18 protein-coding genes and 1 riboswitch are annotated in these 18,786 nt (G+C 64.2%); all 18 genes read right to left on the bottom strand.

The features are described 5' to 3' along the window. Complete coding sequence (locus ACP15O_RS14740; RefSeq protein ID WP_425096882.1) at window positions 1-384, bottom strand: thioredoxin domain-containing protein; 384 nt, start codon at window positions 382-384, stop codon at window positions 1-3. A gap of 12 nt (window positions 385-396) precedes the next feature. Continuing rightward, window positions 397-717, bottom strand: coding sequence for a HypC/HybG/HupF family hydrogenase formation chaperone (locus ACP15O_RS14735; protein ID WP_425096881.1), 321 nt, complete (start codon window positions 715-717; stop codon window positions 397-399). A gap of 3 nt (window positions 718-720) precedes the next feature. Beyond that, window positions 721-1,329 carry a HyaD/HybD family hydrogenase maturation endopeptidase gene (locus tag ACP15O_RS14730; protein ID WP_425096880.1) on the bottom strand — a complete coding sequence of 203 codons (609 nt, stop codon included), beginning with the start codon at window positions 1,327-1,329 and terminating at the stop codon, window positions 721-723. Between the two features lie 260 nt (window positions 1,330-1,589). Continuing rightward, window positions 1,590-2,366, bottom strand: coding sequence for a Ni/Fe-hydrogenase, b-type cytochrome subunit (cybH, locus tag ACP15O_RS14725; protein ID WP_425096879.1), 777 nt, complete (start codon window positions 2,364-2,366; stop codon window positions 1,590-1,592). A gap of 4 nt (window positions 2,367-2,370) precedes the next feature. Further along, window positions 2,371-2,553, bottom strand: a complete 183-nt coding sequence (locus ACP15O_RS14720) for a hypothetical protein (RefSeq protein WP_425096878.1) — start codon at window positions 2,551-2,553, stop codon at window positions 2,371-2,373. A 12-nt stretch (window positions 2,554-2,565) separates the two neighbouring features. After that, entirely contained in the window at window positions 2,566-4,356 is a 1,791-nt protein-coding gene (locus ACP15O_RS14715; RefSeq protein WP_425096877.1) for a nickel-dependent hydrogenase large subunit, read from the bottom strand. A 3-nt stretch (window positions 4,357-4,359) separates the two neighbouring features. Continuing rightward, a complete protein-coding gene (locus ACP15O_RS14710; RefSeq protein ID WP_425096876.1) occupies window positions 4,360-5,448 on the bottom strand; it encodes a hydrogenase small subunit in 1,089 nt (362 codons plus the stop codon). Between the two features lie 229 nt (window positions 5,449-5,677). Beyond that, window positions 5,678-7,936, bottom strand: a complete 2,259-nt coding sequence (hypF, locus tag ACP15O_RS14705) for a carbamoyltransferase HypF (RefSeq protein ID WP_425096875.1) — start codon at window positions 7,934-7,936, stop codon at window positions 5,678-5,680. Next, the gene (locus ACP15O_RS14700; protein ID WP_425096874.1) at window positions 7,936-9,363 is read right to left on the bottom strand and encodes a nickel-dependent hydrogenase large subunit; all 1,428 of its coding nucleotides are present in this window, start codon (window positions 9,361-9,363) and stop codon (window positions 7,936-7,938) included. Before ACP15O_RS14700 ends, hypF begins: the two co-directional genes overlap by 1 nt. Continuing rightward, window positions 9,360-10,352, bottom strand: a complete 993-nt coding sequence (locus ACP15O_RS14695; RefSeq protein ID WP_425096873.1) for an NADH-quinone oxidoreductase subunit B family protein — start codon at window positions 10,350-10,352, stop codon at window positions 9,360-9,362. Before ACP15O_RS14695 ends, ACP15O_RS14700 begins: the two co-directional genes overlap by 4 nt. After that, the gene (locus tag ACP15O_RS14690; protein WP_425096872.1) at window positions 10,349-11,677 is read right to left on the bottom strand and encodes a PAS domain-containing sensor histidine kinase; all 1,329 of its coding nucleotides are present in this window, start codon (window positions 11,675-11,677) and stop codon (window positions 10,349-10,351) included. The genes ACP15O_RS14695 and ACP15O_RS14690 overlap by 4 nt, the downstream gene beginning before the upstream one ends. 69 nt (window positions 11,678-11,746) lie before the next feature. Beyond that, window positions 11,747-12,421, bottom strand: a complete 675-nt coding sequence (locus ACP15O_RS14685; protein ID WP_425096871.1) for an adenosylcobinamide amidohydrolase — start codon at window positions 12,419-12,421, stop codon at window positions 11,747-11,749. Then, a complete protein-coding gene (locus tag ACP15O_RS14680) occupies window positions 12,418-13,176 on the bottom strand; it encodes an ABC transporter ATP-binding protein (protein WP_425096870.1) in 759 nt (252 codons plus the stop codon). Before ACP15O_RS14680 ends, ACP15O_RS14685 begins: the two co-directional genes overlap by 4 nt. Continuing rightward, on the bottom strand, window positions 13,173-14,156 hold the full coding sequence (locus ACP15O_RS14675) for a FecCD family ABC transporter permease (RefSeq protein WP_425096869.1): 984 nt from the start codon (window positions 14,154-14,156) through the stop codon (window positions 13,173-13,175). The genes ACP15O_RS14680 and ACP15O_RS14675 overlap by 4 nt, the downstream gene beginning before the upstream one ends. After that, window positions 14,153-14,968, bottom strand: coding sequence for an ABC transporter substrate-binding protein (locus ACP15O_RS14670; RefSeq protein WP_425096868.1), 816 nt, complete (start codon window positions 14,966-14,968; stop codon window positions 14,153-14,155). The genes ACP15O_RS14675 and ACP15O_RS14670 overlap by 4 nt, the downstream gene beginning before the upstream one ends. A gap of 10 nt (window positions 14,969-14,978) precedes the next feature. Then, window positions 14,979-16,787 carry a TonB-dependent receptor plug domain-containing protein gene (locus ACP15O_RS14665; RefSeq protein WP_425096867.1) on the bottom strand — a complete coding sequence of 603 codons (1,809 nt, stop codon included), beginning with the start codon at window positions 16,785-16,787 and terminating at the stop codon, window positions 14,979-14,981. Window positions 16,788-16,921: 134 nt separating this feature from the next. After that, window positions 16,922-17,138, bottom strand: a riboswitch (cobalamin riboswitch). A 65-nt stretch (window positions 17,139-17,203) separates the two neighbouring features. Further along, the gene (locus ACP15O_RS14660) at window positions 17,204-18,028 is read right to left on the bottom strand and encodes a GNAT family N-acetyltransferase (protein ID WP_425096866.1); all 825 of its coding nucleotides are present in this window, start codon (window positions 18,026-18,028) and stop codon (window positions 17,204-17,206) included. After that, window positions 18,025-18,708 (bottom strand): GntR family transcriptional regulator, encoded by a 684-nt coding sequence (locus ACP15O_RS14655; protein WP_425096865.1) that lies wholly within the window; start codon window positions 18,706-18,708, stop codon window positions 18,025-18,027. Before ACP15O_RS14655 ends, ACP15O_RS14660 begins: the two co-directional genes overlap by 4 nt. Window positions 18,709-18,786 lie beyond the last annotated feature (78 nt).

The following is an 18,786-nucleotide window of genomic DNA, read 5'->3' as shown; positions in this document are numbered from 1 at the left end:
TTAGTCGGCAAGCGCGGGCTGAGCCAGGATCTGCTTGATCCGGGCAATATATTCATCCCAGTCGCGCACCCGCGGGATGGCTCCGATCATCTGGCCATCGCGATAAAAAATCAGGCTGGGGGTTTTCAGAACGCGGGTCTGCTCGCGCAGTTTGGTTTCGATCCCGTTGCCCACCACGGCGCAATCGAACAGCCCCTGAAAGGCCATTTTCAGCTCGGGCAGGATCACGGCCACATCCGCGGTTTCCAGATTGCGTTTCGGGTCACCGGGGACGAACAGAGCGTGGGTGCCGGGCTGCGCGGTATAGGTCTCCAGCGTGGGCCAGTCGTCCAGCGCGGGCCAGCACATGTCATCGGTCAGTCGGGCAATCAAAGGGTGAGTCATGGTTTGAGTCTCTCAGGCTGTGGGGTCGCCCGCGTCCAGCGCGGCCTGTAAATGTGGGGGCAGTTGGGGCGCGCGGGCCTCTAGATCGGCGAAAGCGTCGCCCAGATCGCCCCCCTGCATCAGCGCGCGCAACCCATCCAGGGCGGCGCTGATCTTGGCGGCCTCCTCGGCGCTGATCACCTCGCGCGCGGTGCCCAGAAAGGTCAGCACCCAGGTGCCGGGCTGCACAGGGCCAGTCAGCGACAGGTCAATCAGCGCGGTGTCACGCCCATCGGTGGCCTGGGCCGCGATGCCCGTCACGCTGGTGATCTGCATGGGAATGCCCAGGCACATGGTTCAGGCCTCCTCGGGGAAAAACCGGGCGTCGCCGGTGCGGCAGGCTTCCTCGGCGCTGGGGCGGCCGTCTTCATAAGCGCCCCGCAGAATCGAGGCATCGGCCAGCAGGCTGTCATCGCCCTGACCCGCGCGGGCATGGATGCCGCGCGCCGCCAGATATTCCAACGCAATCTGGATCGCGGGCTGAATCTGAGCCGCCACGGCATCGCGCAGCCCGCCGCCGTAATCCTCCAGCTCTTCGGGCTGACAGCCGATCAGCAGCAGCGTTTCGGGGCAATAGCCCATCAGCTGCGCGGTCGCGATCACATCCTGAAACCCGGTCTGATGCAGGCTCATTTTCTTGGCGCCCATGAAGGCGGGCACCGCGTCGTTTTCGACGATCTTCAGCGTGCCGGGCGTCAGCCCGTAATCGACCGCATCAAACACGACCAGAATGTCGGCCTCTTCCAGAAAGGGCAGCAGATAGAGCCCCTGCGTGCCCCCGTCCAGCAGCCGCACATTATCGTCAAAAGCATGGCGGGCCGCCAGGGTCTCGACGCAGCGCACGCCAAAGCCCTCGTCGGCCCAAAGGACGTTTCCGATACCCAGGATCAGAACGGTGTCTGACATGTGCTCCCTCCCTAGCTGCGGTGCGGCAATGCTGTTTCCGCTTGTGGCTGAGGGTGACAATAACCTTTTCATGCAGCCCGAATGATCTTTTTCCAGATTGCCGCAAAAACTATCAAATCATTGTTTTTCATACATTTTCTAGAATACCGCCGCATACAAGGTCATCCTGAATGGATAGCTATAAACCACTTACTCACAAAACTGGAAAGAAAAAAGGCGGACGCCCTGCGCCCGCCCTTCGGCCTTTTAGGTGACTCGGGTTATTCGGGCCGGTCGTCCTTGAACGTGCGATGCCCCGAAATCATGGTCGAGACCATCGACTGCCGGCTCATGATGTCCTCGCGGATGGCCGCGTAGATGTGGACGATCATGAAAACGATGATGGCCCACATGCCCAGATGGTGCACGGAATGCAGCACCTGCGTATTGCCCACCAGCGCAATCAGCCAGCCCATCGCCTGATCGGACAGGCTGTCCTTGCCCGCGCCTTCGGCATAGAGCGCCCAGCCCGTCAGCAGCATGAAGGTGATCCCCAGCGTCATGAAAAAGAACATCGCGATCTGCGCCAGCGGGTTATGCCCGACGTATTTCTTGGGTTCTTTTTCCAGGAACATGTACCAGCGCAGCTCAAAGAGGATCTCGCGCCACCAGTGTTTGTTCAGGATCGGCACATAGAACATCTGCTTGGCGTGGTGGTTGCCCACGATCGCCCAGTAGATCCGGCCAAAGAACAGCACCGTCAGCACCTGCCCCGCCGCGAAATGGGCGAACCGGATATAGCCCATCACGAACTGATGCGTGGCCTCGGCGATCTGCATGGAGGGCAGGGGCGAGGCGATAAACCACCCCGAGCCGATCAGGATCAGAATCGCCAGTGCATTCAGCCAGTGCCACAGGCGCACCGGCACTTCGTAAACATAGACCGAGGTGCGGCGGCGGATGCTTTCGATATCCTCGGCGGTGGCATCGCCGGTCAGCCGGGCCGCCTCCAGCGGCGCGGGACCGTCCCGGTTGGGGGTATGGATCGTGTCCGACATGGGCTTAGTCCTCGGCCCGGCGACGGCGCAGCAGATAGACCCCAACCGCCGCGACCGCCACCAGCGCCAATCCGATCAGACTATGCGTCACCGCATGGCCTTCGGCGCCGGGGGCAACCACGGGGTGGCCCGTGTGGGCCATGGCCGCCGAAGCGGATGCAAAAACTGCGAGTGCTGCGTATTTCATGGTCTGTCCTCCTTAGCGCACTTTGACGGTGGTCAGTTCGTCACCATCGGGCGACATCACGTGGGTCGAGCACGCCAGGCACGGATCGAAACTGTGCAGGGTGCGCAGGATTTCCACCGGCTCGTCAGGGCGTTCCATGGGCGTGTTCATCAGGCTGGCCTCGAAGGCGCCGATGTTGCCCTTGGTGTCGCGCGGGCTGCCGTTCCAGGTGGTGGGCACCACGCATTGGTAGTTCTCGATCCGGCCGTCCTTGATCTTGATCCAATGCCCCAGCGCGCCGCGCGGCGCTTCGGTCATGCCGACGCCCTTGGCCTCTTTCGGCCAGGTGCTGGGGTCCCATTTTTCGACATTCGCCGTGCTTTCGTCGCCGTTTTTGATGTTGGTGACCAGCTTATCAAAGAAGTACTTCTGCAAACGTCCGCAATATTCGCTTTCCAGCGCGCGGGCCGCCGTGCGGCCCAGGGTCGAGAACAGCGCCTCGACCGGCAGGTCCATCGTGCGCAGCAGGCCATCGACCTGATCCTTGATGTCCTCGTGGCCATTGGCATAGCCGACGATATAGCGCGCCAGCGGACCGACCTCCATCGCGTGACCGCGCCAGCGGGGGGCCTTGATCCACGAATATTTCGCGGCCTCGTCCAGTTCCTTGATGTTGGTCTTGGTGCCCTTGGCGTTCGGGCCCAGTTCGAATTTGGGATCGGTGATGCCGTCCCAGGGGTGCAGACCTTTGCCCGGCTCACCGTAATCGTACCACGAATGGTCCACGAATTCCTGGACCTGCTCGGGGTCGCGCGGATCCACATCATGGACGCGGGTCAGATCACCGTCGATGATCGCGCCGCGCGGCAGGTGCAGTTGCTCGGGGCTGAAATCATTGGGGTTTTCGGGGATGTCCCCATAGGCCAGACAGGCCTTGGACGACAGACCGCCACCATAGAGCCAGCTTTTGTAGAAACCGCCGATGGCCACCACATCGGGCAGATAGACGTTCTTGTTGAACTCGTCACATTTGTCGATGATCGAGCTGACAAGGTTCAGCCGTTCCATGTTGATCGCGCCGGTCGCGCCATTGCCATGCACGTTGATCGGGCACGGCACGCCGCCCACCAGCCAGTTAGGGTGCGGGTTCTTACCGCCAAAGATCGTGTGGACCTTGACGATCTCTTTTTGCAGGTCCAGCGCCTCCAGATAGTGGGTGGTGGCCATCAGGTCGGCCTCGGGCGGCAGCTTATAGGCCGGGTTGTCCCAGTAGCCGTTCTTGAACAGACCCAGCTGGCCGGATTCCACGAACTTCTTCAGGCGGTTCTGTACGTCGCGGAAATAGCCGGGGCTGGACAGCGGGTGGCTGGGGCTGACCATCTGTTGCAGTTCGGACGTGGCCTTGGGGTCCGCGCGCAAGGCGTTGATCGGGTTCACCCAGTCCAGCGCGTGCAGATGATAGAAGTGCACGACGTGATCGTGAATTTCCAGGTTCAGCTGCATGATGTTGCGGATCGAGTTGGCGTTATCGGGAATGGTGATCCCCAGCGCGTCCTCGACCGCACGGACCGAGGTCAGCGCGTGGGTGCCGGTACACACACCGCAGATACGCTCGGTGAAGGCCCAGGCGTCGCGCGGATCGCGGCCCTTCAGGATCACCTCAAGCCCGCGCCACATGGTGCCAGTGCTGACCGCGTTGCGGATGACGCCCTGATCGTCCACGTTCACTTCGCAGCGCATGTGGCCTTCGATCCGGGTGACCGGGTCCACCACAATGCGGCGCCCCGTGTTATCGAGGTCAAAGCCGTTCGGAGTCATGGTCATGGCTTAGGCCTCCTCTTTCTGAGTTTGTGTTTTCTTTTGCGCAGCCTTCAGCGCGGACACGGCGGCATGAATCGCCACAGCGCCCCCCACGGCCCCGGCGGCGGCCATGCCGATTTCATCCGCGTTCTTTTCCACGCCGAATTGCGTCAGGTCCGTCACGCGGTCATAGAAACTGCCCTGATCCCAGAACCCATCCTCGGAGCAGCCGATACAGCCGTGGCCCGATTGAATGGGGAAGCTGACGCCCTCGTTCCAGCGCACGGTTGAACAAGCGTTATAGGTGGTCGGGCCCTTGCAGCCCATTTTATACAGGCAGTAGCCCTTGCGCGCGTTTTCGTCGTCCCAGGTTTCGACGAACTGACCGGCATCGAAATGCGGACGGCGATAGCATTTGTCGTGAATACGCTGGCTGTAGAACATCGCCGGGCGGCCCTGGCGGTCCAGTTCCGGCAAGCGGTCAAAGGTCAGCATATAGGTGATCACGCCGGTCATGACCTCGGCAATCGGCGGGCAGCCGGGCACCTTGATGATCGGCTTGTCGGTGATGACCTTATGGACGGGCGTGGCCTGCGTCGGGTTCGGCTTGGCCGCCTGCACACAGCCATAAGACGCACAGGCCCCCCAGCTGATGATCGCCTTGGCGTCCTTGGCCGCGTGGCGCAGTTTTTCGACAAAGGGCTTGCCGCCCGAGATGCAGAACATGCCATCCTCGTTCAGGGGCGGGTTGCCCTCGACGGCCAGGATATAGTTGCCCTTGTATTTCTGGATGGTGTCCTCGAACGCAGCCTCGGCGGCGTGGCCGGCGGCGGCCATCAGCGTGTCGTCGTAATCCAGGCTGATCATCGACAGAACCACGTCCTTGGCCAGCGGGTGGGCCGAGCGGATGAAGCTTTCCGAACAGCAGGTACATTCCAGCCCGTGCACCCAGATGACGGGCGTGCGGGGCTTATTCTCCATCGCGTGGGCGATCTTGGGCACATAGGCGGGGCTAAGCCCCAGCGCCGCTGCCGTCAGCGAGCAATATTTCATGAAGCTGCGCCGGGTAATCCCCTGCCGCCGCATCACGTCATAAAAGGTTTCAATCTGGCTCAAGGCGGTCCCTCCCTGCTGGTCGAATTTCGGGCGTATGCGATGGCACACACCGATCCGATTGCAGACAAACAGGTTTACCCGAGCGATTCCAAAGGAATGCACCCGCGCGCCAGAATTTGGTTTATTCGATTATTTTCAGGGATTTACACGTAAATTCGCAAGGGATTCCGCACCCGCATCCGGCACGGCGACAACCAGATGATCCTCCTAGGTGGTCACAAAATTTCCGCTATTGTCCGCCCGCCCCCAACCGCGCGCCCGCCGCGATCAAGGCCTGGCCCAGCGCCAATCCGCCATCGTTGGCCGGGGTGCGGTGATGCGCCAGAACAGACAGACCGGACTGATCGGACAGGGTGTTTTGCATCATCTCGGTCAGCAGGGCGCTTTGGAAACAGCCGCCTGACAGCGCCACGGTGTCCAGCTGATGCAGGGCCATCGCGGTCATGACGGCCCGCTCGGTCGCGCGTGTCAGCCACAGGTGGAAAGCGAAGGCCAGATCCTCGGTTGCCGCACCGGCCTGCACCCCAGCCACCAGGGACCGGATCATCTCTGACGGGTCAATCGGCCCCAGCTCTTTCGTCTTGATCGGGGATTCAAGGCCGGGATTCCATCGGCGCAAACCGCCCGAGGCCCGCGCCAGCGCCTCCAGCCGCATCGCGGCCTCGCCCTCATAGCTTTGGCCGTCCGGGCAGATCCCCAGGATCGCCGCCACGGCATCGAACAGACGCCCCGCAGACGAGGACAGCGGCGCATTCAGCCCCTTCGCCGCCGCATGGCGGGCCATCGCCAGCGGCTTGTCCGCAAATACCGTATCCGCCCAGTCCGACAGCCCCGCCTGATCCAGCCGCACCAGAGCATTCCGCCAGGGCTCGCGCGCGGCCATGTCCCCGCCGATCAGCGGCGCGGGTTTCAGCCAGGCTGCGCGTTCGTATCCGTGATAATCGCCCACCAGAATCTCGCCGCCCCAGACGGTGCCATCGGGCCCCAGCCCCACCCCATCCAGAATAATGCCCGCAACCTTGCCCCCCTTCAAAGGCCAGCCGTTTTCGCCCAGACAGGCGGCCAGATGCGCGTGGTGATGCTGGGCCTCGACCACCGGCAGCCCTTTGCTGCGCGCAAATTGCGAGGCGCGAAAATCAGGGTGCAGATCGCAGGCCACCAGCTCTGGCCGATGGTCAAACAGATCGGCATAATCCGCATCCGCCTGCAAGAACGCGTCATAGGTCAGGGGATTGTCCAGCGCGCCCAGGTGATGCCCCAGCAAAGCCTGCCCGTTCTTGACCAGGCAAATCGCCGATTTCATCTGCCCGCCATAGGCCGCGATTTGCGGCGCGTTCTCGAAGCCCTTGGGCAAGGGGAGCGTCCCCGGCACCCGCCCCCGCGCCCGGCGCAGCACCATGGGGCCATGGGGGGTGATCTGCTCAACACTGTCATCCAGCCGGCGGGCGATCTTGCGATCATGCAGCACGAACAGATCAGCGAATTCCCGCAAACTGTGCAGCGCCTCTTGATTGCCAATCGCCTGCGGCGCGCCGGACAGGTTGCCGCTGGTCATCACCAAGGGGCGGCCGATCCGAGCCATCAGAAGGTGATGCAGCGGCGTATAGGGCAGCATCCAGCCCAGCCGCGCCTGACCCGGCGCAATGATTTCAGGCAGCCCCGCGGCGCGCAGCAAAACGATGGGCGCGGCAGGGTCGCGCAGCAAGGCCCATTCGGCTTCGGACGGGGCACCATAGCCAGCGATCATCGGCTCGGTTCCCATCAGGGCAAAAGGCTTGTGCGGGCGGCGTTTGCGCGCGCGCAGCAGGGCCACCGCCTGCGCATTCGTGGCGTCCACCGCCAGATGAAACCCGCCCAGCCCCTTGATCGCCACGACCTGCCCGTCCAGCAAAGCCTGAGCCGCAGCGCGGATCGGGTGCTCTGAGGGGGGCTCGGTCCATAGGCGCGGGCCGCAATCGGCACAGGCCACAGGCTGCGCGTGGAACCGGCGATCAGCCGGGTTTTCATATTCGGCCCGGCATTGGGCGCACATCTGGAACGGTGCCATCGTCGTCTGCCCCCGATCATAGGGCAGCGCGCGCAAAATAGAGAAACGCGGCCCGCAATGGGTGCAATTGGCAAAAGCATAGCCAAAGCGGCGCTGGGACGAATCCGTGATTTCCGCCAGACAGGCCGGGCATGTGGCCGCATCCGGAGTAACCCGCGTCTCCGCCCCCGCCCCTTCTGAAGCGGCAATCGCGAATCCATCCGCCTGAGCATCGGGCCAGTCGGATTGCTCCAGCCCGTCAACGCGCGCCAAAGGCGGGGCCTGAGTGTGCAAGGCATCCAAAAAGGGCTGCAAATCCGCAGCCATCGCATAGATCAGCACGCCTTCGGGGTCATTCAGAACGCGCCCCTGCACGCCAAATCGCTGCGCCATCTGCCAGACAAAAGGACGAAACCCCACCCCCTGCACCTGCCCGCGCACCCTGATCTGCCGGGCCTGCATCAATGCACCGTGCAGACCATACAAGGGTCAAAACTGCGCACGATATGCTGCACGCTCAGCGGGGTTTGCTCCCCTTCATGGACAGGCGCGCCCACCAAAGCGGCCTCGACCGGACCAGGGGTGCCCGTTGCATCGCGCGGGCTGAAATTCCATGTGGTCGGCGCGATGATCTGGTAATGGGCGATCTTGCCGTTCTCGATCCGCAGCCAATGGCCCAAAGCGCCCCGCGCGGCCTCGACCAGCCCCTCGCCCTCGCCATCGCGGGGGACGGTGAATTTATCCATGAAACGCTGCGCGGGGTCGATGCGGTTCAGCAGGGATTCCATCCAGATTTGCGTGCGCGCCAGTTCCAGCAGACGGCCGATGACACGGGCCCGCACCCCGCCCTCGGCCGTCAGGGCCAGCGCCAGAGGATGCCCATCCAGCACCTGCCGCGCCAAAGCCCCGGTTTCATAGCTCTGCCCTGCCAGACGCGGGGCCTTGCACCAGCTATAGGCCGCATCGCGCATGTCCTCATCGGGGCGTGTCTGGCCGTCTTTGGGATGCGCCGTATCGCCCAGCATCCAGGCGTGGCTTAGGTCTTCGGTGATCTGCGCGGTTTCAAGCGGGCGCGCATCCTCGTCCCATAAACCGGACGCAAAGGCCGTGCCATCGGGCCCCGGATAGGCCCCAAACGACAGATAGCGCCCCGACCCGCGCCCCGAATGGGCCAGATCCAGATCGGCGGCGATTTCCAGAAACAGCCCCACATCCCCGCGCCGCCACTGCGCCAGATCCGAGACCGTGCTTAGCGCGGCGAATTCTTCGACCGGAGCGCCCAGCAAAACCCCCTCCAGATAGCGCCGAAAACCCGCCAGGCTGGCCGCGATCCGCACCTTATCGCGCGCTGATACCGCGCGGGTGACACCGCCGGGCTGAATCGCCAGGGTATGCGGCCACTTGCCGCCCAGCATCCCCACGATATGCAGCAGCCTGGCCCGCGCCTCGGTTGCGGCGCGCAGGGCGCTGCCCTCGATTGCGGTGAACCGGGCCACGGCGCGCGCGTGCCAGGGGCGTCCGGCATATCCCGCGCGCGCAAAATCGGGCATGAAGAACAGGTTGAAATGGGTCAGATGGTCTGAGACGTTTTCCACCGCGTGCAACAGCGCCGCCACGCGGGCGCCTTCCGGTGCCGGCTCTGTCCCCGCCGCATCCGCCAGCGCCAGCGCCGCCGCCATCGACTGGCTGATCGAACAGATACCGCAAATCCGAGGCGTGATCGTCAGCGCATCCATCGGGTCTTTGCCCGGCATCATCCGCTCAAAGCCCCGATACAAAGGCGAATTGGCATAGGCCGCCGCGACCCGCCCGTTTTCAATTTCAAGCCGGATTTCCAGATCGCCTTCGACACGGTTGAATGGGCCAACCAACAAAGAGGTTTCGCTCATGGTTTGGGTTTCTTCAGGCTGGGCGGCACGGTGATCCGGTCCGACGTGGCGTTGGTGCCGATACGTTCGGGCGTGGCGGCCTTGGACAGGCTGGCCAGCGCCATGAACCAGGCTTTGGGCATATCCGAGGGCAGCCCCACCGGGATCCCGGCGAATTTCGGCGTAACGGTAAAGCCGTGTCCGGGCTCTTCGAATTCGGGGGCGGTGCAGTTGATACAGGGGTATCCGGCACGCGTGCAGCTGCCCTCGCCATTCCAGGACCGGATGTTGCAATCGCCCACGGCCTGCGTGCCGATACAGCCCAGGTGCTCCATCATGCAGCCAATCTCGGACAGTTCGGTGGCGCTGGCCTTGTATTCGTAGAACTCGTTCTTCGGGCAGCCGTGATGCACCAGATGATCCGCATAGAACCGAGGCCGCGCGAACCCGTCCAGATCCTGCGCCCCCATCGCCCCCGAGGCCAGCAGCATCAGCGTTTCCGTCACCCAGTCCGGATGCGTCGGGCAGCCCGCCACATTGATCACCGGCAGCCCGCTACGCGAGGTGAACCCCGCAGGCAAAACCCCGCCCTTATGCGAGCCGTCATATTGCACGCCCACCGCATCCGAGGGGTTTTCCCCCGCGGTTGTCACCCCGCCAAAGGTGGCGCAGGTGCCCACGGCGATCACATGCTGCGCCCTGGCCGACAGGGACTGCACCCAGTCCAGCATGGACCGCCCGGTGCCCGCCAGAATGTGGTATTTCCCCGTCCCGCGCGGGCCTCGGGCGATTGCGCCTTCGATACACAGAATGTCCAGAGCCTGCGCGCCGGTCTCGATCGCGTGCAGCAGGCGGCGCACCTCATCGCCCGAGGCCTCGCTAAGGCTGGGATGCCAGAGAAACTCCAGCCCCGCGCCCGCCAGCAAGTCCATCAGGTTCGGGTCTTCGGCGCACAGCAGGGACATCGTGCAGCCCCCGCACCCGGCCGATTGCAGCCACAGGATATTCATCCGTCATCCCCGCGTTTCAATGTGATCCGAAAACAGGCGCCATCGGTGATCTGTTCGCACAGGGCCAGCGTCCCGCCGTGCTCCTCGACGATCTTATGCGAGATCGACAGGCCCAGCCCGGTGCCCTGCCCCACGTCCTTGGTGGTGAAAAACGGATCAAAGATCGTCTGCGCGATCTCTGCCGGAATGCCGGGACCGTTGTCGCGCAGCCCCAGAAAGGCCGTGTCGCCCTCGTATCCGGCCTGGAACGTGATCGTTGGATCGTCCTGCCCGGCCATCGCATCCACGGCGTTCTGCACCAGGTTCATCAGCACTTGTTGGATATGACCGGGGCGGCCGATGGCCATTACGACGGCGGGTCCTTGGAAATTCAGGGTAAGCGCCGTCTTGCTGCCGCGTCTGACCCAATTGGCGGCCACGCGGGCGCATTCGACCAGATCGAAGCTCAGCATCTCGCCCGAGCCCTCGGCCGAGAGCCGCCGCAGATCCTCGACAATATCGCGCACCCGCTCGGCCCCGTCGCGCGCGCCCTGCACCGCATCGCGCAGATTGGTGACCGCGCGGTCCAGCTTCAGTTCGGCCCTCAGCGCGATCAGCTCATCCCGAGACGCGCCGGCCTGCACGCGTTCGAAATAGGTTTCGAACCGGCTGGCGTATTTTTCCAGCGAATGGGTGTTGGCATAGACAAAGCTGATCGGGTTGTTCAGCTCATGCGCGACCCCGGCCAGCAGACGGCCCAGCGAGGCCAGTTTTTCATTTCGCACCAGCTGCGATTGGGTTTCCTTCAGCTGGTGGTGGCTTTCCTCCAGCTCGGAATAGGCGCGGCGCAGCTCGCCCAGCGGGCGGCCCGTCAGAACCGCGCCAATCCCCTTGCGGCGTCGATCCAGCCGCGGCGCGATCCGAAATTCCACCGGGTCGCGCCCGGCGGGCGTGGTCAGCAGCGCCTCGACCGTGGCCTCTTCGCGGCGCTGGATCGCATCGCGCATGGCGCTCATCAGCTTGTCGCGCTCGGCCCCGTCAAAGAATTCGGCCACGCCATGCCCGTCCAGCAGCGCGCGTTCCAGCCCCACCGCCTTGCAGAAACTGGCGCTGGCGTTGCTGATCTGCCCGTCGCGTTCCACAACCACCAGGTAATCGCTGATCGAGGCCAGAATCGAGCCCAGAAACCGGCGCAGAGCCTGAAGCTCGTTGTTCCGCGTCTCCAGCTTTTCCTGATATTCGACCAGATCGGCATAGGTTTTATCCACGGCCTCAAGCACATCCAGCCAAACGGCATCGTTCAGCTCGCCCCCCTGGCCTAGGATATGCTCTGGTTTTTGTTGCATGTTTTGCGTCTCCTGCCCGAACGATAGCGCTGGGGGCGCGAAAACGAAAGAGCCAGACAGCCCGCCCGATCATCCCGCGCCTGAGAAGCTCAGCCCTGCGGCCTCGGCCCCCGGCGAGGATTTCCATTCCCGCGCGCCTTGCGAAACCGCGTCATAAACCGCCTGCCCCAACGCGTGCCCGATCTCGGTATGCAGGCCCGCATAGGCCTGCGCGCCCGTCTGCGCCGCCACCGCGATACAATCTGTCCCCGTCCCGGTGGCGCGCCCCGTCGGCAGCTCCAGCCCCAGATCCATCACCGCCGCCGTGCGCGCCTGTGTCGCGATGCTGACGGACTCGAGCAGGGCCGTCTGCGTCAGCCCGACGTCCAGCCGCACCGCCACATTGATCGTTCCCCAGGTGCCGGGCGCTCGGGTGAACCGCGTCCCCACACGTTCCGCATTGGACAGGCCCACCGTGGCCACCGCATAAGCGCAAACCGATCCGATCTGCACCTGCGCCTGCGTCACCGCCTGCACATTACGCGAGGTCAGAAAGCACACAGCATCCTGCGCCTGCCGCTGGCTCAGTTCCTGATCCAGCCAGTCAACCACATCCAAATCGGGGGGCAGATCGGCATTGCGCACCTCGCGCCACAGGATACGGCGCGCGCGCACCAGACCGGGCCGGTTGATGGCCCAGCTCAGCACCTGCATTTCGCGGCCCAGATCGAACGTGACCCAGGGGCGCTCAATCGTCAGCGTCACCGCAGCACCTCCAGCGGTTGGAAAACCGGCCCGTCCGGCGTGTCCATGAAATGCGCGGAAATTCCGAATTCGCTGCGCAGGTTCTGCGCCGTCAGCACCTGTGTGGGCGCGCCATCGGCCACCAGCCGCCCGCCCGACAGCAGCACCAGACGCGTGCAATGGCGCACCGCAAGCCCCAGATCATGAATCGAGACCATCACGGATTTGCCCTGCGCCGCCACCTGCTGAAAACACTGCATGGTCGAGATCTGATGCGCCGGGTCCAGCCCTGCGATGGGCTCGTCCGCCAGCACCAGAGGCGTTTCCTGCGCCAGGGTGCGGGCGATCAGGGCGCGGGTTTGCTCGCCTCCGGACAGGCGGGTCGCCGTACGGTGCCGAAGGGTTTGTAGCCCCATCTGATTCAGCGCCCGGTCCACGGCCTCTTGATCTTTGGGCCCGATGGGCTGGCCCACGCCCAGATGGGGAATCCGCCCCAGCGCCACCAGTGTTTCCACCTCAACGGGCCAGGCGATCTCGTGGGTTTGCGGCATCCAGGCGGCGTGCCGGGCGCGGGCGCGCGGCGCCATATCCGCAAGCGAGCTGTCGCCCGAAAACGGCACCAGCCCCAGCGCCGCCCGCATCAGCGTGGTCTTGCCCGCCCCATTGGGACCGATCAGGCCGACCACCTCGCCCGGCCGGATCAACAGATCAATGCCGCCGAAAACCATACGCCCCCGCAGGGTGACCGAGAGGTCGCGCAGACGCAGCAGGCTCATATCCCCGCCCTCCGGGTTTTATAGATCAGATGCAGGAACAGCGGGGCCCCGACCAGCGCAGTCAGCACGCCCAGTTTCAGATCCTGGGTGGGCAGCACCAGCCGCACCACGATGTCCGCAGCCAACACCATCGCCGCCCCGCCCAAGGCCGAGGCCCACAGAAGCCGCCCCGGCCGCGAGCCCACATAGGGCCGCAGAATATGCGGCACCACCAGCCCGACAAAACCAATCGCGCCAGCCACAGCGGTGGCCGCGCCGATTGCAGCCGCCGTGCCAATCACAAGCTTCAGCCGCAGGCGCGTCAGGTTTACCCCCATCGCCTGCGCCGCGTCCTCGCCCAGGGTCAGGGCCTCAAGCCCGCGCGGCAACGTGGCCAGCAACCCCCAGCCCACCAGCATCAGCGGCAGCGCCAGCCAGACATGCGTCATAGACCGATCCGCCAGCGAGCCCATCATCCAGAACACAATCTCATTGGCGGCAAACGGGTTTGGCGACAGGTTCAGCACCAAAGAGCTAAGCGCCGCCGCCAGCGAAGAAATCGCGATCCCCGCCAGGATCAGGGTCAGCGCCCCCCCCTGCGGGCCAGCCAGCGCCAGCACCAGAAAAACGGCGGATAGCGCTCCGGCCAGCGCGGCGATGGGCAGCCCCAGAACGAAAGCGGCGGACAGCCCGGTATGAATCGCCAGAACCGCCCCCAGCGCCGCCGAGGCCGACACTCCGATCAGCCCAGGATCGGCCAGCGGATTGCGCAGATACCCCTGCATCCCGGCCCCGGCCATCCCCAGAGATATGCCGATCATCAGGCCCAACAGCGCGCGTGGCAGGCGGATTTCGCGCATCACCATGCTCAGCGGGCCCTCATCCTGCACAAACAAGGCGGACAGGCTGTCCAGCACCGGCATCCCCGCCGGCCCCAACACCAAAGAGGCCACAAACAACACCGCCACACAGACGGACAGGAACAGCATCAACCGGGTCATTTTGCGCGCCCTACCTGATGCCGCAGCGCCACCAGATCCGAAATCGCCCGCAGCACGAAAGGCGTGCCGCACAGCCAATCACTGTCGGCAACGCTGGCGGTTTCGCGGCCCTGCTGGATAGCGCGGATAACGGGGTGTTCCAAAATCGCCTCGGACCGGGACTGACCGGGGTATTTCGCGCCAGTCACGATGGCATCGGGTTGCAGCATCACCAGCACCTCAAGCGGCAGATTGCCCGCGTGGCTCTGGCCCGCGCGGGTGGTGGCATTTTCGAACCCGGCGGCCAGCAGGATCTGCCCAGCCAGCGTTTTATCCCCGGTCGTATAGCCATTCGCGTAATAGAGCGCCGCCAGAGGCCGGTTCTGCACGTCCTCGCGCAGGGCCTGTAGATCGGCATCGAATTTGGCCACCATGGCCTGGGCGCGGGGCTCTTGGCCCAGGGCGCGGCCCATCTGCAACATACGCGCGCGTACGTCTTCCAGGGAGTAGGCCGGCAGGAACATCTCAACCCGTTTGCCCAGACGCTGCAACATACCAACCGTCGCCCGCCCCGTATAGCGCCCGGCCAGGATCAGATCGGGATCTTGCAGATAGATTTCCTCGGCCAGGCCCCGGTTTTGCGGGAAATCCCGCGCGCGTCGGTGCATCGCACTGCTGCGCGGATCGGTGGACAGATAGGAAAGCGACGTGATCTGCGCCGGGTCCGCGATCAGCATCGCCAGCTGATCGGTGCACAGATTCATCGAAACGACACGGCGCGGCACCGTATCGGCAAAGGCTGCCGCGCCAGAAAACACCAGCGCGGCAGCCAAGGTTATGATCTTAATAAGTCCCACGAACCCCGATATACACCGCGCGGCCCGAAGTGCTATAGCCCGCAGCGGTTTCGTAGTTTTCGTCGGTCAGGTTCTCGATCCGCAGGTAGGCCTCGGCCCGGTCGGAAATTCGGTGCGAAACAAAGGCATTCACAACGGTATAATCCGGCACGGCGCCGATGGTGTCCGTCCGGTCGGCAACGTGGTTCAGGCTGATGCCGCCAAAGGTGCTGGCCCCCAGTTGCGCGTTCAGGCCGATCTCGATGTCATGCTTGGGCACGCGCAGCGCCTGCGCGCCGCTGCCATCGGCGGTGTCGGTCAGGGTGTAGCTGCCCACCAGGTCGATCGTGTCGGACAGGGCAACCTGCCCGGACAGTTCCAGCCCCTTGGCGGTGAAGTCCTGCACCTCGTAGCAGCCAAAGCCGCTGCCGCACCGGACCGAGCCGTAATCCCAATACACCTGCCCGTCGATGTCCGTCCGGAACAGGGTCGCGCGGACGAAGGCATCGCCGCCAAAGCGCTTCTCGATCCCCAGCTCAAAGCTGGTGGATTCTTCGGGCTGGAAGGTCGGATCGCCATAGACCGAGGTCAGCTGGTACAGGCTGGGCGGTTTATAGCCGGTGGCCGCCTGGGCCCGCAGAATCAGGTCTTCTTGAATGCGCCAGGCCAGCGCCACGCGCCCCGTGGTCTTATCCGAGAAATCGGCGGTATCGTCATGACGCAGCGAGGCCACGATATCCAGCGTGTCGGTGGGGGTGTAGACGGCCTCGGCGAAGATGCCAGTGATCTTGCTGGTGGCGCCGCCGGCCTCTTCGCGGGTCTGGTCGGCACCGACATGCATGGCCACGGCCGCACCCAGATCGAAGCTGGCGGCATATTCCAGCTTCTTGCGCTCGCCGTTGAACGGCGTCGCCCACCCGTTCGAGCTGCTAAGCCGGTCGGTTTCAAAATAGCTGTAGGACAGGCTGTGCGTAACCGCGCCGGTCATGAAATCGGTGAACAGACGGATGCCTTTGGCCTCGCGTTCGTTGATCTCGTCATAGGGCAGCGCGCCATCGCCCGACCATTCGTCGAACTCGCCATTGGCATCCAGATAGAAGGCCGAGACACCGACACTGGCGGTGTCGCTCAGGTGGTAGACGCCGCGCAGGTTGATCAGGGTCTGCTCATAGCCGTCATCCTCGGTGCCTGCGGCATTGGCCGAGAACCCGTCGGTTTTCACATGGCTCAGGCCCAGCGACAGTTCCGTCCGGCCATCGCGCAACCCCAGGGCCAGCGCCCCGCGGCGGGTGTTATACGCGCCATATTCCAGGCTGGCCTGGCCCGACACGCCGTCCTGCGCCGGGGTCCAGCTGTCCAGGTTCACCACGCCGCCGACGGCGCTGACGCCATAGCGCGCCGATTGCGAGCCTTTCAGAACCTCAACCCGCGACAGGTTCGCGCCGGTCAGCCCGCCCCAGTCGAATCCGTTGCCGCTGCTGGCCGGATCCGAAATATCAATGCCATCCAGCAGAACCGGCACATAGGCGCCGCCCAGCCCCCGGATCCGCAGGTTGGTCGAGGTGCCCAGCCCCCCGTTCGACGAGGCCGTCACCCCCGGCAGCCCGGTCAGCAGCCCCGACAGGCGGGTGTCGGGCGCGGTGTTCAGATCGTCCTCGGTGACGATTTCAACAGTGGTGCCCGAGCGTTCGACAGCGGTTTCGTCATAGTTGGCAGAAACTGTGATATCGCCCAGATCCAGATCATCCTGGGCAAAGGCCGGTGCCGTGGCCAGCGCGGTCAGCGCGACACCAGTCAAAAGAGCGGTCTTGGTCATCCCATCATCCCCTTTGGCGCGGGCAGTCGGGCCCGCATATGCTATGAATGTCCTGAAGGGATGCTCCCTCCGCAGACGGTGAGTGTCGTCACCACAAACGGAAGGTCCGTTGTCCGAAACGCGCCCCGCGCTTGGACCGGGTGATCGCCTCGGCAGGTCTCCTGACTTGCGGGTCTCAGCTTGGCCGGGCCTTCCCAGCGCGCATTTTCTGCGCGTCAGTGGCATGTTCCGGCTTCGCTCGCCGCTCACAGTTGCGGGGGCAGTTGCGGAGTTGCGGGCTGCTCTTGCCCGCTCACCGCATTCCCTATTATCCGCTGGCGTACCAGTCGGACCGAAGCAGAGGTCGGATAATCGTTCCCGATTTCTTTGTAAATGATAAGTTTGCCGCAGCGCAGAGCCCGGCAGCCTGCGCCGGGCTATCCCAGCTCCAGCGTGGCCACCCCGAACAGCGTCTGCGGCGCCGCAGCCGCGGGGGCCGGGCCGCGATACATTCTGGCCGTGGCAAAGCCCGAACGGAACCCGGCGGCTTCAAGCCTGGCCTGAAACCCGGCCTGCGCGCCCGGCACGTCGATCGTTACATCCGCCACTCCGACCGACAGCGCCGCCGCTTGCATCAGGGCCCAGGCATCTGCTGCGGTTTCGGCCACAACCGGGCCCAGTTTCCCCCCATCGCGGCACAAACGCGCGGTGGCGAACCCTGCAACCTTGCCGCGCTGCAACACCACGGTTTTGCGCGTCTCGGCCTGCGTCAGCCAGGGCCTTAGGAACCTTGGGCGCGCAAACCCGTTCGCTGCCAGATCCAGCTCAGACAGATCGTCCCGCGCATCCAGTGCGCGGATGTCCGGATGCGCCAGCGGCTTCAGACGTCCCCGATAGCGCATCGTCGCGCCAGCGTGCCGAAACCCTGAACGGGCATAATTCGCCTGCTGCTCGGCCACGCCATCCAGCCCCACGGTCCGATCCCCCGCATGGGCCAGCGCGTGCCGCCACAATGCCAGCCCGATCCCCTGCCCGCGAAACTGTGGGTGACAGATATACAGCCCCAGAAAGGCAAAGCTGTCCGAATGGATCACAACCGAAATCGCGGCCACCATGCGCCCATCGACCTCGGCCAGGAAAAACCCTTCGGGGTCAGAGGCATAAAAGGCCTCTGCATCCTCATGGCCCGGATTCCAACCCTCTTTGGATGCCCAGTCCAGCATCCGGGCCACATCCCCCGCCGAGGCCGTTTTCAGGATCATTGCAGCGCGTCCCTCAGCGATTGCGGCGCCGAGCTGATCGCCCGCAGGTCCAGCGATGTCAACAAGTCCAGCAGGTGGTTTTTCATCAGCTCTTCGGCCAGCGGACCGTCATGATCGGCCAGAGCGCGCAACAGCGCATCATGCGCGTGGCTTTCGCACAGCGCAGCGCGGCGCTGCCAATACAGCGCAATAATCAACGAGGACCGCGACACCAGCTGCGCCACGAAATCGGCAATCGTGTCCTGATCGGCAATGCGGGCGATCTCGATATGAAACAGTCCCGACAGATGCAGCGCGCGCCCGGTATCGCCCTGCTGCAAGGCGGCGTGTTCGTCATCTATGTGGCGTTGCAGATTGGCCAGATCGGTTTCGGTGATCCGCTCGGCCGCGGAATGGGCGGTGCGCGGCTCAAGCAAAGAGCGCGCCTCGAAGACTTCGCGCGCTTCCTTGACGGTGGGCTGCGCCACAAAGGCCCCGCGGTTGCGCCGCAGATCAATCAGCCGTTCATGGGACAATTGCTGCAACGCCGCGCGGACAACCGTCCGGCTGACGCCGTAAATCTCGCCGACTTCATCCTCGTTCAGCTTCATCCCTGGTGCCAGGCGATGTTCATGGATCGCCCGCGCCAGATTTTCGGCAACGAAACCGCTGCCAGAGTCTTTTTTTCGCGCCTGCTGCATTCTGTTGCTGTGCCCTTTCGTTCGCCGAGTTTCCCGTCTTGGGCGGTGATTCTCAAGTGTGGGATCAATTCGCAGCGG

The sequence above is a fragment of the Youngimonas ophiurae (nom. illeg.) genome, assembly GCF_049803795.1.
GTDB lineage: Bacteria > Pseudomonadota > Alphaproteobacteria > Rhodobacterales > Rhodobacteraceae > Thalassobius.
The sequence above is the reverse complement of the archived record's forward strand: the minus strand, read 5'-3'. Positions and strand labels throughout refer to the sequence as shown.